The following is a 15,383-nucleotide window of genomic DNA, read 5'->3' on the forward strand; positions in this document are numbered from 1 at the left end:
GCGGCGCAGGGCTCACTCGAGCAGCCATTCCTGGAAGCGCATGTCGACATCGGCGCCGTTCTTCGCCCACCAGTCGGCATCCATCAGCACCCGGTTGTCGAGGTGATCGGTCGGCAGGTTGCCCTTGAAGGTCTCGCTCACCCCGGCGACCGCGGTCTTGTTCGACGGGCCATAGGGCATGTACTGGGTGAAGGCGATCTGCTGCGCGGGCTCGGTGAAGAACTCGAGCGCCTTCATTGCCGCCTCGCGGTTCTTCGTGCCCTTCGGCACCACCCAATAGCCGCTCTGCGAGGTCCACTGCGTCCAGTCGATCTTGATGCCCTGATCGGCACCGCTGACCGCACGGCTGACCCAGACGAGGCCCATGTTCGCCTCGCCACTGTCGAGAAGCTGTTCGGATTGCGCGCCGGTATCCCACCACACGATGTGGTCCTTGATCGTGTCGAGCTTCTTCAGCGCGCGCTCGACATCCAGCGGATAGAGCTTGTCGGCGGGCACGCCATCGGCCAGCAGCGCGGTCTCGAAGATGCCGCTCGGCGCGTATTTCCACACCGCACGCATGCCCGGGAATTTCTCGAGGTCGAAGAAGTCCTTGTAGCCCTGCGGCGCGGCCGGCAGCGCGTTCGCGTCATAGGCGAGCACCGTCGCCTCGATGTCCGAGGCGATGCGGTAGGTGCCGGCGGTGCCCGGGATGAACTTGTCGCGGTTCACGATCGAATAGTCGATCGGCTCGAGCCACTCGGCATCGCTGTCGAGCCCGAAGCTGTCGTCGGTGACCATGATGTCCCAGTCGACCGCGCCGCTTTCGACCATCGCCTTCAGCTTGGCGTTGCTCGAGGGGCTGTCCTGGCGAATGGTGATCTCGGGATGGGCGGCAGCGAAAGGCGCGAAATAGGCCTTGGCCTGGGCCTCCTGATAGCCGCCGCCATAGCTCGACACGGTGAGGGTGGTTTCGGCCAGCGCCGCATCGGCGGTCAGCACGAAGGCCCCGGCCAGCAGCGCGCGCCACAGATTGTTCTGCATTCTTGGCTCCCTTGTTGGTGACTCGGAGCGTCGTCACAAAAACGAAATCAGTCAAACTGATTCTTTAGTTAAATGAAAAGCTGTCGCCAGCATCGACAAAAACGAGCGGTATCTCCGGTATTTTAGGCCAGAAAATATGCATAATAATGAAATCTCCGGATCAGAAGCCTTCGCCGCGCCGGGATTTCACTATGGTGAATTTCAGCCCCGGCGCCGTTCAGCCTCCCGGCCCCGGCCGCGGGGCCCGGGCGAAGACGCGCGCCGCCTCGAGCTGGCGCTCGGGCGTCCAGTGCGCCGGATAGAGCAGCGCATTGAGGTGGCCCCCATTTCCCGGACCGGTTTGCGGCGCTGCTAAGCTTGCCTGGTGATCATGCTGCCGCCTTAAGGCCGGGGCCCTGATGGGCCTCGACGGGTGTTCTGCCTCCACGTGCCGAATGCGGGCGCTCGGTGTTGAGGAAGGTCATCCATTCGCCGATGCCTGCCCGAGCCGCGGCCCCGGTTTCGACGGCGTGGAGGTCGACGCACTCGTATTTCAGGGACCCCATCGCCCTTCGATCATGACGGTGCCCATCCAGCGCCCGCAGCCGTCCAGGGAGACCTTCTCCGTCGCGTCCAGAAAGGGCTGCGTGAAGCGCGGGCTGGTGACCCGGCTGCCCTGATCCGTGTTGAAGATCTCGGGCCGTCCGTGACGCCGAAAGGCATCCTCCAGCGCCTCGATGCAGGACTCGGTGTCCATCGTGTTGGAGAGTCGCCAGGACAGCACCCGGCGCGTCGCCCGGTCCATGATCACGACGAGGTCGGGGACGCCACGCCGCATCGGAATGTCGGGGATCTCCGCGCATCAGACCTGGTGCGGGCGCTCGATCCCCAAGTCCCTGAGCAGATAGGGATCCTGCGGTGCTCCGGGTGCGGCACCATCGTGCGTGGACGCGGGCAGACAGCGCGCAGCCCCATCCCGGCCATCAGCCGCCGGATGCGCTTGCGCCCGACGCAGCAGCCCTGGTTGCGCAGCTGCCTCGCCATCTGACGGCTGCCGTAGAACGGCGTCTCCATGAACTGCGCGCCGATCAGCTTCCTCAATGCCAGGTTCAGCGGGCTCTCGGACTTGCCCGGGCCATACCATGCCAACCGGCTGCCTCCGATCAGCGCGCATTGCCCGGTGATCGACAGCACCGGGTGCCTTGGCGCGATCATCTCTCGCCTCCGGGACACGCTCACCGTCCGGAGGCTTTGACTAAAAATCCCGCTCCGCCACGAGCTGACCGATCTTGGCGTGCAGATTCTCGATCTCGCCCTCCTTCTCGGCTGCCTTCGCCTCGGCCTTGCCGGAGAGGATCCCGCACATGCCCTCGAGAGCCTGCCTCTTCCAGGTGTTGATAAGGGTCTGCTGTCCCCCGAGCTTTGCCACCAGTTCGGCGACCGTCAGCTCGCCTCGGATCGCCTCAAGCGCCACCTTCGCCTTGACCCCGGCGCCGTAATTCTTTCGTTCGCCAGCCACGCTGTTCTTCCTCATCATCGTTGGCCGCAAGCTTAGAAAAGTGTCCGGTTTTCAGGGGCCACCTCATTGAGTGCCGGCACGGGGCCGTCCGACGGCAGATCCCGACGGCCTCGCTCCGGCCGCTCCCTCCCCCCGCCACGCCGGGCGCGCCGCCGCAAAAGAAAAACCCCGCCCTTTCGGGCGGGGTTTCCGGGTCGGGCCGAAGCCCCTGCCCGTATCGCGGATTACTCGCGGCCCTTGAGCGCAGCGCCCAGGATATCGCCGAGCGAGGCGCCCGAGTCGGACGAGCCGTACTGTTCCACGGCTTCCTTCTCTTCGGCGATCTCGCGCGCCTTGATCGACACGCCGAGCTTGCGGGTCTTGCTGTCGACGTTGACGACGCGCACGTCGACCTTGTCGCCAACCTGGAACCGCTCGGGGCGCTGATCGGCACGATCGCGGGCGAGGTCGGAGCGGCGGATGAAGGACTTCATGCCGTTGTATTCGACCTCGATGCCGCCGTCTTCGATCGCGGTCACGGCAACGGTGATCACCGAGCCGCGCTTCACGCCGTCAACCGCATCCGAGAAGGTGTCCGCGTCGAGCGCCTTGATCGAGAGCGAGATACGCTCTTTCTCGATGTCCACCTCGGTGACCGCGGCCTTGACCACGTCGCCCTTGCGGTAGTCCTGGATCGCTTCCTCGCCGCGCTTGTCCCACGACAGGTCGCTGAGGTGCACCATGCCGTCGATGTCGTTGTCGAGGCCGATGAACAGACCGAATTCGGTGATGTTCTTGACTTCGCCTTCGATCACCGAGCCGACCGGATGGGTCTCGGCAAAGACTTCCCACGGGTTGCGCATGCACTGCTTGAGGCCGAGCGACACGCGACGCTTCGCGGTGTCGATCTCCAGCACCATGACGTCAACCTCCTGCGAGGTCGAGACGATCTTGCCGGGGTGCACGTTCTTCTTGGTCCAGGACATTTCCGAGACGTGAACGAGACCCTCGACACCGGCTTCCAGCTCGACGAACGCGCCGTAGTCGGTGATGTTGGTGACGCGGCCCTTGTGCACCGAACCGATCGGGAACTTGGCTTCGACCGAATCCCACGGATCGTTCTGCAGCTGCTTCATGCCGAGCGAGATGCGGTGGGTTTCCTTGTTGATCTTGACGACCTGGACCTTGACGGTCTCGCCGATCGACAGGATCTCCGACGGGTGGTTCACGCGGCGCCACGCCATGTCGGTGACATGGAGCAGACCGTCGACACCGCCGAGGTCAACGAACGCACCGTATTCGGTGATGTTCTTGACCACGCCGTCGACCACCTGGCCTTCGGTGAGGTTCGAGATGACTTCGGCGCGCTGTTCGGCGCGGCTCTCTTCGAGGATCGCACGACGCGAGACAACGATGTTGCCACGACGACGGTCCATCTTGAGGATCTGGAACGGCTGCTTGAGCCCCATGAGCGGGCCGGCGTCGCGCACCGGGCGCACATCGACCTGCGAGCCGGGCAGGAAGGCCACGGCGCCGCCGAGATCGACGGTGAAGCCACCCTTGACGCGGCCGAAGATGGCGCCTTCGACGCGCTCTTCGCTGGCATAGGCCTTCTCGAGACGGTCCCAGGCCTCTTCGCGGCGGGCTTTCTCGCGCGAGATCACGGCCTCGCCACGAGCGTTCTCAACGCGGTCGAGGTACACTTCCACTTCGTCGCCGACGGCGATCGAGGGGGCCTCGCCCGGGTTGGCGAATTCCTTCAGGTCGACGCGGCCTTCCATCTTGTAGCCGACGTCGATGATGGCCTGGCCCGCCTCGATGGCGATGACCTTGCCCTTGACGACAGACCCCTCCTGGGGGGTGTCGATCTCGAGGCTCTCGTTCAGGAGGGCTTCGAATTCTTCCATGGTTGCTTTAGCGCACATGCGTTTCAGTTTCCTTTGCGTGTGTTTCACTGGCCTGACGGTTGGCTCCGCCGGTCTTTTGTGGATACGCCGAGGCGGGTGCAGACAGGCGTCTGCCCCCTTCGGTCGGCGCCGTATAGGCGCAATTCGCCTGTGGGGCAAGGAGTTTCGGTGCGGCGCCGGGGAAAGCCGGGGCGGCCCCGCGGCGGGGCGGCGCCTGCGCCAGCAAGACGCGACGCGGCCTCAGCCCGCATCGTCGCAGAAATGGCTGCGCAGATCGTAGCGCGGCGTGGTGAATGGGCCGGGCTCGCGCGGGTCCGGCAGCCCGTGCGGGTGCTTCCGTGCCCAGGAGCCCGACAGCGTCTCCGGATCGAGCGCGCGGCGCTGGCACAGGCCGATGTCGCGCAACACCGGGCTGGCACCGCGCAGGTCGATCAGATGGCCGCTCTTGCGCGCCGCGCCCTCGGTCTGGAAGACCAGCGGTTCGGGCAGAGCGATGACCTCGGTCGCGGCGCCGAAAAGCCCGTCCTCGCCCTGCCAGTCCTGCCCCTGCGCATCGCGCCCACGGGCGAATGTCAGCGCCCAGCGACCGGGCGGCACCAGCACGCGGAAGAAGGCGCCGCCGCGGACATAGGCCGCCAGCACCGCCTGCCCGGTCGCGGGGTCGGAAAGCTGCAGGTAAAGATCAGATCCCGGATCGCTTTTCACCTGCAATGGCAGGGTCAGCGGCAGGCCGGTGCGGTTCCACATCAGCCCCGCCGGGCGGTCGATCGCCGCCGCGGGCAGGGCCAGAAGGACAAGCAGGATTGCAAGGGTCAAACGGCGCATCATGGCCGCATCATGCGCCTGCCCCGCACGCTTGTGAAGTCAGCCGCGCAGGGTTTCGATGTGCCGGACAGCGGCCGCCACCGCCTCGTCGATCGTCATCTCGGAGGTATCGAGCACCACGGCATCCGCTGCGGGCTTGAGGGGCGCATCGGCGCGGTTCATGTCGCGCGCGTCGCGCTCCCTCACCTCGGCGAGCACCCGCGCCTCGTCGCCGCCGACCTCGAGCCAGCGCCGATGCGCGCGGACCTCAGGCGAGGCGGTGACGAAGAGCTTCACCTCGGCCTCGGGGCAGATCACCGTGCCGATGTCGCGCCCGTCGAGCACCGCACCGCCCTCGCGCCGGGCAAAGGCGCGCTGGAAGTCCAAAAGCGCCTGCCGCACCTCGGGGATCACCGCGACGCGCGAAGCGGCCTGCCCGGCTTCGAGCGTGCGCAGATCGTCGCGGGCGAGGTCCTCGGGCGTCAGTCCGCGCGCCGCCGCGACCGGATCGCCGCCCTTCACGCCGACGGCGCGGTAAAGCGCCCCGGTGTCGAGATGGGCAAAGCCGAAGCGGTCCGCCACGGCGCGCGAGATCGTGCCCTTGCCCGCCGCCGCCGGCCCGTCGATCGCTACGGTGAATCTCATGGCGTTCCCCTCAGTTCCGGCCTCGCGGTCGCGTCCGAGCATTTGACCCAAGAAAAGGCCAAGGTGCAAAGGCCCCCGGCTTTTCCTTGCCCAAAGACTCCCGCCGGAGGCGTCCTTGTTCTCAGCCTTCCCGGACGATCTCGGCGCCGAGATCACGCATCAGCGGCTCGAACACCGGGAAGGAGGTGGCGATCGGCGAGCCATCGTCGACGGTGATAGGCGCCCGCGCGGCAAGGCCCAGAACGAGGAAGCTCATCGCGATGCGGTGGTCGATATGGGTGGCGACGGTCGCGCCGCCCGGCACGCCATCGGGGCCGAGGCCATGCACGATCAGCGTGTCGTCATCTTCCTCGACGGTGACGCCGCAGGCCTCGAGCCCGCGCGCCATCGCGTCGATGCGGTCGCTTTCCTTCACCCGCAGCTCATGCACGCCGCGCATCACCGTGGTGCCGCGCGCGCAGGCCGCCACCGCCGCCAGCACCGGATATTCGTCGATCTGGCTTGCGGCGCGGTCGACCGGCACCTCGATGCCGGTGAGTTCGGAGAAGCGCACGCGCAGGTCGGCGACGGGTTCGCCGCCCTCCTCGCGTTCGTTCTCGAAGGTGATGTCGGCGCCCATCTCGCGCAGGGTCAGGAACAGGCCGTTGCGGGTCGGGTTCTGGCTGACGCCGGGGACAAGGATGTCCGAGCCCGGCACGATCAGCGCCGCACAGACCGGAAACGCCGCCGAGGAGGGATCGCGCGGCACGGCAACGGTCTGGCCGCGCAGCTCGGGCTGGCCGGTCAGGGTGATGCGGTTGCCTTCGGGCGTCGCCTCGACGCTGACCTCGGCGCCGAAGCCGCGCAGCATCCGCTCGGTATGGTCGCGGGTCGCGGTCTTCTCGATCACCACGGTCTGGCCGGGGGCGTTGAGGCCCGCGAGCAGCACCGCCGATTTCACCTGAGCCGATGCCATCGGCGTCGCATAGGTCACCGGCACAGGTTCGGCCGCGCCGACCACGGTCATCGGCAGCCGGCCGCCGGCGCGGCCATAGGCCCGCGCGCCGAACAGCGCGAGCGGATCGGTCACCCGCCCCATCGGCCGCTTGCGCAGCGAGGCGTCACCGGTGAAGGTCGCGGTGATCGGCGAGGTCGCCATCGCGCCCATGATGAGCCGCACGCCGGTGCCCGAATTGCCGCAGTCGATCACGTCGGCAGGCTCGGCGAAGCCACCGACGCCGACGCCCTCGACCGTCCACGCGCCCGCGCCCTCGCGGGTCACGCCCGCGCCGAAGGCCGCCATCGCCTTCGCGGTGTCGAGCACATCCTGCCCCTCGAGCAGGCCGGTGATCCTGGTGGTGCCGACCGACAGCGCGCCAAGGATCAGCGCGCGGTGCGAGATCGACTTGTCGCCGGGCACCTCGGCCACGCCGGAAAGCGCGGCGCTCTTGCGCGCGGTCATGCGGATCGGATCGCCGTGGCCGGACATGGAAACCTCCCTGAAAGATCGGCCCCTGTTAGCGCAGCGCGCCCGCCCGCGAAAGCCCCCGGCCTGCGGCGCACGCAAATTGCCGCGCGCTCAGAGCCGGCGGAAGGTGGCGTAATCGGGGGTGCGGCCCTCGCGCAGCGCCTTCTGCTCGTAGCGGGTCGAGATCCAGTCGCTCCAGGGCGTGCCGGAATGGGCGACAAGCTCGAAGCCCGCCTTCGGCACTTCGCGCAAGGCCTGGGCCATGTAGCTCGGGATGTCGGTTGCGACGCGGAACTCGGCGCCGGGCGCCATCACCCGGGCGAGCGGCACCAGATGCTCGGCCGTCACGAAGCGGCGGCGGTGGTGGCGCCGTTTCGGCCAGGGGTCGGGATAGTTCAGGAAGGCCTTGGCGATGCAGCCCTCGGGCAGCACATCCATCAGGTCGCGCGCATCCCCCGGATGCACGGCCAGGTTCGTCACGTCGGCGGCGCGGATCTTGCCGAGCAACATCGCGACGCCGTTGATGAAGGGCTCGGCGCCGATGATGTTCACCTGCGGATAGCTTGCCGCCATGTGCACCAGATGCTCGCCGCCGCCGAAACCGACCTCGAGCCAGATCGGGGCGTCATTGCCGAAGATGGTGGCCGGGTCGATCACCTCGCGCGCCGGGTTTTCGGCCCGGGTGATGCCGCGCGGGCGCAGGCTGTCGAGATCCTCGCTCAGATAGGTCTTTTGCGAGGCGCGCATCGTCTTGCCGCGGATGCGGCCATAGAAATTGCGCCATTCGGGCCGGCTCGTGTCGCCGTCCGCTGCCTCGGGATGTTCGCTCTCGTCGCTCATGGCCGGCCTCTAGGGCGGCGGCGCGGGCCGGTCAAGCCCCGCAGGCCGCGGCGCCGGGCAAATCTTGACCACGGCGCGGAACGGGGTTAGAACTTAATGTGAACTCACCGCGAACAAAACCGGGATGTACCGCCGATGCTGACGCGCAAGCAAATGGAATTGCTGGATTTCATCCAGAAGCGGGTGGCACGCGACGGCGTGCCGCCCTCCTTTGACGAAATGAAGGACGCGCTTTCCCTGCGCTCGAAGTCGGGGATCCACCGGCTGATCACCGCGCTCGAGGAGCGCGGCTTCATCCGCCGCCTTGCACACCGCGCCCGCGCGATCGAGATCGTGAAGCTGCCCGACGCGATGGAAACCGCAAAGCCCGGCTTCACGCCGCGGGTGATCGAGGGCGAGAAGGTGGCCCCGCCGCGCGCCGCGCTGCCGGTCGAGGCGGTGCATGCGCTCGAGCTGCCGGTGATGGGGCGGATCGCCGCCGGCGTGCCGATCGAGGCGATTGCCGAGATCTCGCATCACATCGCGGTGCCGGGCGCGATGCTCTCGGGCCGGGGCGAGCATTACGCGCTCGAGGTGCGGGGCGATTCGATGATCGGCATCGGCATCAATGACGGCGACATCGTGGTGATCCGCGAACAGGGCACCGCCGACAACGGTGATATCGTGGTGGCGCTGGTCGACGGGCACGAGGCGACGCTGAAGCGCTATCTGCGCCGCGGCGCGATGATCGCGCTCGAGGCGGCGAACCCCGAGTACGAGACCCGGATGCTGCGCGAGGATCAGGTCAAGGTGCAGGGCCGGCTTGTCGGGCTGATCCGCAGCTACTGACGGCGCGGGCGCCCGCTCCAGCGCCGCGCGCCCTGCCCCGGGCCGATCTGCCGGCCCTCCGCGGCAAAGGCCACGCCGCCCGCGCGCAGCCGGTCCCGGTCCCAGATCTCGCAGCCCGCGGGGGCCGGATCGGGTGCGGGAGCCGCCAGAATGACGAGGGCGTCGTCGTGGCAGGCGGCGCTCAGCGCCGCGAGCGCGCCGGTGCCACTCAGATGCACCACAGTGCGGCCATTCCAGGTGGCGACGCGGGCGCCGCGCGGGCCGGAGAACCCCGGACGGGCAGCGGCCAGTTCAGGCGTGGCATCGTCGCCATCGGCCTTTAGCCAGCTTTCGGCGACGAAGGCGGCACCGGGTTTCGACAGCGCCCGGCCCTCTGCGGTCACCAGCCCGACCAGCGCCGCCTCGGGCGCGATCAGCAGCGCGGGCCGCACCGCCGTTCCCCACAGCCCCGCCGCCACGGCCATCGCGGAAAGCCCCGCAATGCGCGGCAACCCGCGCGCCAGAACCGCCAGCAGCGCGCCAAGCGCCAGCAACGGCAGCACCGCGGCGGGCGGCGCCGGAACGGCGATCACCGCACCATCGAGCGCCGCGACCCGCTCGGCCACGAAGATCATCCAGCGCGTGCCCTGCTCCATCACCCGCAGCGCCGGCGCGGCCAGGCCAAGGGGCGCGAGCAGCGCCGCGATGACGCCCGCCGGCATCACCAGCGTGCCCATCACCGGCACCGCGAGCAGGTTCGCCACCAGCCCGTATTCCGCGACCCGACCGAAATGCGCGGCCGCAATCGGCGCCGTCGCCGTGCCCGCGACGAGCGAGGTCAGCACCAGCATCGCCACCGGGCGCACCAGCCACGGCAGGCGCGGCGCGATCCGCGCCCAGGGGCCGAAGGCCAGCACCAGCGCCACCGTCGCGGCAAAAGACATCTGGAAGCCGGGCTCGGTCAGGCTTTCGGGTTCGAGCACCAGCAGCACCAGCGCCGCCAGCGCCACCGTGCGCAGCGAGATCGCGCGCCGGTCGAGCAGCACCGCCAGCAGCATCGCCCCGGTCATCAGCCAGGCCCGGGTGGTCGCCACCTCGGTCCCGGCGAGCCAGAGGTACAGGGTCGAGGCCACCAGCGCCACCGCCGCCGCGATCTTCTTCACCGGCCAGATCAGCGCGAAGGGGCCGACGGCGGCGAGGCCATAGCGGATCGCCGCGAAGACAAAGCCCGCCAGCATTCCCATGTGCAGCCCCGAGATCGAGATGATGTGATAGAGGTTCGCCGCCCGCATCACCGCATTCGTCGCCTCGGAAATCCCCGACCGGTCGCCGGTCATCAGCGCCGCGGCGACGGCCCCCGCCTGCCCCGGCATCCGCGCCTGCATCGCCGCCGAGAGCCGCAGCCGCAGCCGGTGGCCGGCCAGCGCCCGGTCGTGCGGGTCGGGGGGCGACACACGCAGCACCGGGCCGCGGGCGAAACCGACCGCCCCCAGCCCTTCGAACCACGCCGTGCGACGAAAATCCCAGGCACCGGGTTCGGCGGGCGGCGCGGGCGGCTGCAGGTTCGCGGTCAGCATCACCCGCTCGCCCGGTTCGGGCAGCGCGGCGGTCTCGGGGCGCAGCGTCACGCGCAGCATCTCGGGTCTGCGGGCGGGGTCGATGCCGGTCAGCTGCACCGCATCGAGGGTCAGCCGGATCCGGTCGCGCGACGAGCGGTCGACCCGCAGCACCCGCCCCTCGACCGGACCGTCATAACGAAAGGGCAGCACGGGGGCCGCAACCGCCCCGGCCCGCGCCTCGGCCAGAAGCACCCCGGCCGCCAGCAGCGCCAGAAGCGCCGCGGGAAAGCGCAAGGGCTCCGCCCCGCGCGCCCAGATCAGCAACGCAACGACGGCAAGCCCGCCAAGCCCCCAGATCACCGCCGCGGGCGGGTCGACGGGCGCGGCGAACCACGCCCCGATCCCCGTGCCAAGCGCCACCGGCGCCCAGAGCGGCAGGTCGAGCCGCGCCCGCACCAGCGCCCCCGCCGGATCGTCGAGCCCCACGCCAAGCGCCCGCGCCAGCCCCGCCCGCAGCGCGGCCGCGGGCCGGCGCGCCGGTGCGCGCCCGGTCGTGATCGCGCTCCCCGGCTCGGACACCTTGTTTCTCTGCCCCTCCGCGCTTAGACAGACGCCGAAGGTCAGCCTAGTGGCTGCATGGTTTACAGATCGTTAACAACGCCCCTCCCGGCGCCCGCCGGACCGGGCGAGAAAGGCCCCCGATGTCGCAAAAGATCGTCACCCGCTTCGCCCCCTCGCCGACCGGCTACCTGCATATCGGCGGGGCCCGCACGGCGCTGTTCAACTGGCTCTTCGCGCGCGGCCACGGCGGCACCTTCCTGCTGCGCATCGAGGACACCGACCGCGCCCGCTCGACCCCCGAGGCGACGGCGGCGATCCTGAAGGGGCTCGAGTGGCTCGGCCTTGATTATGACGGCGAGGTGGTGAGCCAGTTCGAGCGCGTGCCGCGGCATGCCGAGGTGGCGCGCGAGATGCTCGCGCGCGGCGCGGCCTACAAGTGCTTCTCGACGCAGGAAGAGATCGAGGCGTTCCGCGAGAAGGCGAAGGCCGAGGGCACCTCGCAGCTCTTCCGCTCGCCCTGGCGCGACGCCGATCCCTCGACTTATCCGGATGCGCCCTATGTGATCCGGCTGAAGGCACCGCGCGAGGGCGCGACGGTGGTGCACGACAAGGTGCAGGGCGATGTGACGGTGCGCAACGATCAGCTTGACGACATGGTCTGCCTGCGCTCGGACGGCACGCCGACCTACATGCTCGCCGTGGTGGTCGACGATCACGACATGGGCGTGACCCATGTGATCCGCGGCGACGACCATCTGGTGAACGCGGCCCGGCAGATGCAGATCTATCTCGCCATGGGCTGGGACGTGCCGGTCTATGCTCATATCCCGCTGATCCACGGGCCGGACGGCAAGAAGCTGTCGAAGCGGCACGGCGCGGTCGGGCTCGAGCAGTATCAGGCCATGGGCTATCCGGCGGCGGGGATGCGCAACTATCTGGCGCGACTCGGCTGGAGCCACGGCGATGATGAATTCTTCACCGACGAACAGGCGAAAAGCTGGTTCGAGCTGGAAGGAATCGGCCGCTCCCCCGCCCGTCTCGACTTCAAGAAGCTCGAGAACATCTGCGGCCGGCACATGGCTGTGGCCGATGATGACGCGCTGATGCCGCAGGTCGCGGGCTATCTTGAGGCCGCCGAGCTGCCCGCCCTGACCGAAACGCAGGCGAAAGGACTGCGCGCGGCGATGCCCTACATCAAGGCTAGCGCGAAGACCTTCCCGCAACTCATTGAAAAGGCCCACTTCGCTCTGGTGCAGCGGCCGGTCGACGTGGACGAGAAGGCAGCAAAACAGCTCGATCCGGTATCCCGTGGTATACTGAAAGAATTGACGCCGCGCCTGCAAAATGCTAGCTGGACGCGCGAAGATCTGGAGGCCATCGTGAAGCAGGTTGCGGAGGAGAAAGACCTCGGACTCGGCAAGCTGGCCTCCCCCCTGCGTGCCGCACTCGCGGGACGGTCGGTGACCCCCGGTGTGTTCGATATGATGTATGTCCTCGGCCGGGAGGAGACCTTGGCCAGGGTGAACGATCAGGCGGCCTGAGGGCGGGCCGCCTCTCCGGTGAAACCGGACCCAACAGACCGGCGCGCCCAGCCGGACGACAGGAAAGGGAAGCTCATGGCTGACACGAAACGAACTGCCACACTGACGCTCGACGGCAAAACCTACGAGCTGCCGGTTCTCTCGCCCACCGTGGGTCCGGATGTGATCGACATCCGCAAGCTCTATGGCCAGGCCGATGTCTTCACCTACGACCCCGGTTTCACCTCGACCGCCGCCTGTGAGTCGGCGATCACCTATATCGACGGCGACAAGGGCGAGCTGCTCTATCGCGGCTACCCGATCGACCAGCTGGCCGAGAAGTCCCATTACCTCGAAGTCTGCTACCTGCTGCTGAACGGCGAGCTGCCGACCCGCCAGCAGATGGAGGACTTCGAGTACCGGATTACCCGGCACACCATGCTGCACGAGCAGATCCAGTATTTCTTCCGCGGTTTCCGTCGTGACGCCCACCCGATGGCGACCATGGTCGGCGTCGTCGGCGCGCTCTCGTCCTTCTACCACGACAGCCTCGACATCAACGACCCGTGGCAGCGCGAAGTGGCGTCGATGCGCCTCATCGCGAAGCTGCCGACGATCGCCGCCTGGGCCTACAAGTACTCGATCGGCCAGCCCTTCGTCTATCCGCGCAACGAGCTGAGCTACGCCGAGAACTTCCTGCACATGTGCTTCTCGGTTCCGGCCGAGCCCTATCACGTGGAGCCGGCGCTGGCGAAGGCGATGGACCGCATCTTCACCCTGCATGCGGACCACGAGCAGAACGCCTCCACCTCGACCGTGCGTCTCGCCGGTTCCTCGGGCGCGAACCCGTTTGCCTGCATCGCCGCCGGCATCGCCTGCCTCTGGGGCCCGGCGCATGGTGGCGCCAACCAGGCCTGCCTCGAGATGCTGCGCGAGATCGGCTCGGTTGACCGGATCCCGGAATTCATCGCCCGCGCCAAGGACAAGAACGATCCCTTCCGCCTGATGGGCTTCGGCCACCGCGTCTACAAGAACTTCGACCCGCGCGCGAAGGTGATGAAGGAATCGGCCGACGAGGTGCTCGAACTGCTCGGCATCCACAACAACCCGACGCTGCAGGTCGCCAAGGAACTCGAGCGCATCGCGCTGCACGACGAGTATTTCGTTTCGAAGAAGCTCTATCCGAACGTCGACTTCTACTCGGGCATCATCCTCGAGGCGATGGGCTTCCCGACCTCGATGTTCACGCCGATCTTCGCGCTGTCGCGCACCGTCGGCTGGATCTCGCAGTGGAAGGAAATGATCGGCGACCCCACCGGCAAGATCGGCCGTCCGCGGCAGCTCTACACCGGCGCGACCTTCCGCGACTACGTCGACGTCGACGCGCGCTGAGGTTCGCCAGAACCACTCGAGGGCCGGGGATTTCCCCGGCCCTTCGCATATCTGCCCGAAATCCCGAGCCCCCCGCGATGTCCGACCGCCCGCTGCGCTACCGCCCGCATCATTTCCTGTGTTCTCTCGGCTTCGAGGGGAAGGGCTATTCCGATGCCTTCACCGCCAACATGACGGCGATCGTCATGGGCCGGTTGCGCGCCGCGGCGGGAGCCGGGGTGGAGATCGAGGTCACGGCGGCAGCCGACGACATCTGCGCCCCCTGCCCCTCGCGCCGCGGCGAAGGCTGCGACACCGCGGCGACGATCGACCGGCTCGATGCGGCCCACGCCCGCGCGCTCGGCCTGACGGCGGGCGACCGGCTGAGCTGGGGCGAAGCGCTCGAGCGGATGCGCGCGCTGCCCGCCGATGCGCTGACCGAGATCTGCGCGCCGTGCCAATGGCTGCGCTACGGCATGTGCCGTGGCGCCCTCGCCCGGCTGCAATCGGACAGCTGAGACCGCAACAGGATGCCGCAGGCGCACCCGCGCGAAACGCTTGCGCGCCGCCTCCCCCTCTGGCAAGGAACCGCCATGAGCACCGAGACCACCGAAAAGAACATCGCCCTCGTCACCGGCGCCTCGCGCGGGCTTGGCGCGGCACTTGCCGAAACCCTGGCCGCCCAAGGCTGGCACGTGATGGCCGTCGCCCGCACCGTGGGCGGGCTCGAAGAGCTTGACGACCGGATCCAGGCGGCGGGCGGGTCGGCCTCGCTTGCGCCGCTCGACGTCACCGACCCGGCGCAGATGGAGCATCTGGCGAATGCGATCGCCGGCCGCTGGGGCCGGATCGGGCTTTGGGCGCACACCGCGATCCACGCCGCGCCGCTGGCGCCCGCGGGCCATATCGACGCCAAGGACTTCTCGAAATCCGTCGCCACGAATGTCACCGCGACAGCGACGCTGATCCCGCTGGTCGAGCCGCTCCTGCGCGCGGGCGACGGCACCGCGCTCTTCTTCGACGATCCGCGCGGCGGGCAGAAGTTCTTCGGCGCCTATGGCGCGACCAAGGCCGCGCAGATCGCACTAGCCCGGAGCTGGCAGGCGGAAAACGTCAAGATCGGTCCGCGCGTGGTGATCGCGGAACCGCGGCCGATGCCCACGGCGACACGCGCGCGCTTCTTCCCCTCGGAAGACCGCGCGCCCCTCGCCGATATCCGCGACGAGGCAAAACGCCTCCTCGGCGAGCTCTGAGTCCGGCGGGCGAAGGGGGCGCTGCCCCCTCGCGGCTTCGCCGCTCACCCCCGAGGTATTTCGGGCAAGGAGAAAGCTGGGGCCCGGTTCGGGCGCCGGGGGCTGCGCACGTGGCCCCTTTTGCTTTCATCTTGCCACAAATACCTCGGGGGGAGCGCAGCGGGGGGGC

Annotated in this window: 12 protein-coding genes and 1 pseudogene; 5 read left to right on the forward strand and 8 right to left on the reverse strand. The window is 68.5% G+C overall.

Translation table 11 applies throughout. From position 1 onward, the window contains the following. Positions 1 to 12: 12 nt before the first annotated feature. The 7 genes and pseudogenes from EOW65_RS13795 to trmB all read right to left on the reverse strand — a co-directional run bounded on the left by EOW65_RS13795 (position 13) and on the right by trmB (position 8,143). Positions 13 to 1,023 (reverse strand): ABC transporter substrate-binding protein, encoded by a 1,011-nt coding sequence (locus EOW65_RS13795; protein ID WP_128150375.1) that lies wholly within the window; start codon positions 1,021 to 1,023, stop codon positions 13 to 15. A gap of 368 nt (positions 1,024 to 1,391) precedes the next feature. Then, positions 1,392 to 2,521 (reverse strand): annotated as a pseudogene (locus EOW65_RS13800) (IS3 family transposase). 224 nt (positions 2,522 to 2,745) lie between these two features. After that, the gene (gene rpsA, locus EOW65_RS13805) at positions 2,746 to 4,425 is read right to left on the reverse strand and encodes a 30S ribosomal protein S1 (protein ID WP_128150377.1); all 1,680 of its coding nucleotides are present in this window, start codon (positions 4,423 to 4,425) and stop codon (positions 2,746 to 2,748) included. Between the two features lie 222 nt (positions 4,426 to 4,647). Beyond that, on the reverse strand, positions 4,648 to 5,235 hold the full coding sequence (locus EOW65_RS13810; RefSeq protein ID WP_128150379.1) for a hypothetical protein: 588 nt from the start codon (positions 5,233 to 5,235) through the stop codon (positions 4,648 to 4,650). A 36-nt stretch (positions 5,236 to 5,271) separates the two neighbouring features. Further along, the gene (locus EOW65_RS13815) at positions 5,272 to 5,856 is read right to left on the reverse strand and encodes a (d)CMP kinase (protein WP_128150381.1); all 585 of its coding nucleotides are present in this window, start codon (positions 5,854 to 5,856) and stop codon (positions 5,272 to 5,274) included. A 121-nt stretch (positions 5,857 to 5,977) separates the two neighbouring features. Further along, entirely contained in the window at positions 5,978 to 7,324 is a 1,347-nt protein-coding gene (gene aroA, locus EOW65_RS13820; protein ID WP_128150383.1) for a 3-phosphoshikimate 1-carboxyvinyltransferase, read from the reverse strand. Positions 7,325 to 7,414: 90 nt separating this feature from the next. Continuing rightward, positions 7,415 to 8,143 (reverse strand): tRNA (guanine(46)-N(7))-methyltransferase TrmB, encoded by a 729-nt coding sequence (trmB, locus tag EOW65_RS13825; RefSeq protein ID WP_121534747.1) that lies wholly within the window; start codon positions 8,141 to 8,143, stop codon positions 7,415 to 7,417. A 135-nt stretch (positions 8,144 to 8,278) separates the two neighbouring features. Between trmB and lexA the strand changes: the two genes are divergently transcribed. Further along, positions 8,279 to 8,971: a transcriptional repressor LexA gene (gene lexA, locus EOW65_RS13830; protein WP_128150385.1), complete on the forward strand. Its 693-nt coding sequence runs from the start codon at positions 8,279 to 8,281 to the stop codon at positions 8,969 to 8,971. Here lexA and EOW65_RS13835 read toward each other — a convergent pair. Next, positions 8,965 to 11,088 carry a ComEC/Rec2 family competence protein gene (locus EOW65_RS13835; protein WP_240664689.1) on the reverse strand — a complete coding sequence of 708 codons (2,124 nt, stop codon included), beginning with the start codon at positions 11,086 to 11,088 and terminating at the stop codon, positions 8,965 to 8,967. The two genes, lexA and EOW65_RS13835, sit on opposite strands and share 7 nt — an antisense overlap. Positions 11,089 to 11,210: 122 nt before the next feature. On the opposite strand from EOW65_RS13835, the gene gltX reads away from it, so the two are divergent. From gltX to EOW65_RS13855, 4 genes are all read left to right on the forward strand, one after another. Next, positions 11,211 to 12,611 (forward strand): glutamate--tRNA ligase, encoded by a 1,401-nt coding sequence (gltX, locus tag EOW65_RS13840; protein ID WP_128150388.1) that lies wholly within the window; start codon positions 11,211 to 11,213, stop codon positions 12,609 to 12,611. A gap of 75 nt (positions 12,612 to 12,686) precedes the next feature. Beyond that, positions 12,687 to 13,982 carry a citrate synthase gene (gene gltA / locus EOW65_RS13845; protein WP_128150390.1) on the forward strand — a complete coding sequence of 432 codons (1,296 nt, stop codon included), beginning with the start codon at positions 12,687 to 12,689 and terminating at the stop codon, positions 13,980 to 13,982. Positions 13,983 to 14,059: 77 nt separating this feature from the next. Next, entirely contained in the window at positions 14,060 to 14,479 is a 420-nt protein-coding gene (locus EOW65_RS13850; RefSeq protein WP_128150392.1) for a DUF1284 domain-containing protein, read from the forward strand. Positions 14,480 to 14,554: 75 nt separating this feature from the next. Then, positions 14,555 to 15,214 (forward strand): SDR family NAD(P)-dependent oxidoreductase, encoded by a 660-nt coding sequence (locus tag EOW65_RS13855; protein ID WP_128150394.1) that lies wholly within the window; start codon positions 14,555 to 14,557, stop codon positions 15,212 to 15,214. The last annotated feature ends 169 nt before the right edge of the window (positions 15,215 to 15,383 follow it).

The sequence above is a fragment of the Paenirhodobacter ferrireducens genome, from assembly GCF_004022265.1.
Taxonomy (GTDB): Bacteria; Pseudomonadota; Alphaproteobacteria; order Rhodobacterales; family Rhodobacteraceae; genus Rhodobacter; species Rhodobacter ferrireducens.

Bases quoted from the DNA above. Each gene is read 5' to 3' on its own strand.
- EOW65_RS13795 (WP_128150375.1), bottom strand. From the start codon at position 1,023: ATGCAGAACAATCTGTGGCGCGCGCTGCTGGCCGGGGCCTTCGTGCTG.
- rpsA (WP_128150377.1), bottom strand. From the start codon at position 4,425: ATGTGCGCTAAAGCAACCATGGAAGAATTCGAAGCCCTCCTGAACGAG.
- EOW65_RS13810 (WP_128150379.1), bottom strand. From the start codon at position 5,235: ATGATGCGCCGTTTGACCCTTGCAATCCTGCTTGTCCTTCTGGCCCTG.
- EOW65_RS13815 (WP_128150381.1), bottom strand. From the start codon at position 5,856: ATGAGATTCACCGTAGCGATCGACGGGCCGGCGGCGGCGGGCAAGGGC.
- aroA (WP_128150383.1), bottom strand. From the start codon at position 7,324: ATGTCCGGCCACGGCGATCCGATCCGCATGACCGCGCGCAAGAGCGCC.
- trmB (WP_121534747.1), bottom strand. From the start codon at position 8,143: ATGAGCGACGAGAGCGAACATCCCGAGGCAGCGGACGGCGACACGAGC.
- lexA (WP_128150385.1), top strand. From the start codon at position 8,279: ATGCTGACGCGCAAGCAAATGGAATTGCTGGATTTCATCCAGAAGCGG.
- gltX (WP_128150388.1), top strand. From the start codon at position 11,211: ATGTCGCAAAAGATCGTCACCCGCTTCGCCCCCTCGCCGACCGGCTAC.
- gltA (WP_128150390.1), top strand. From the start codon at position 12,687: ATGGCTGACACGAAACGAACTGCCACACTGACGCTCGACGGCAAAACC.
- EOW65_RS13850 (WP_128150392.1), top strand. From the start codon at position 14,060: ATGTCCGACCGCCCGCTGCGCTACCGCCCGCATCATTTCCTGTGTTCT.
- EOW65_RS13855 (WP_128150394.1), top strand. From the start codon at position 14,555: ATGAGCACCGAGACCACCGAAAAGAACATCGCCCTCGTCACCGGCGCC.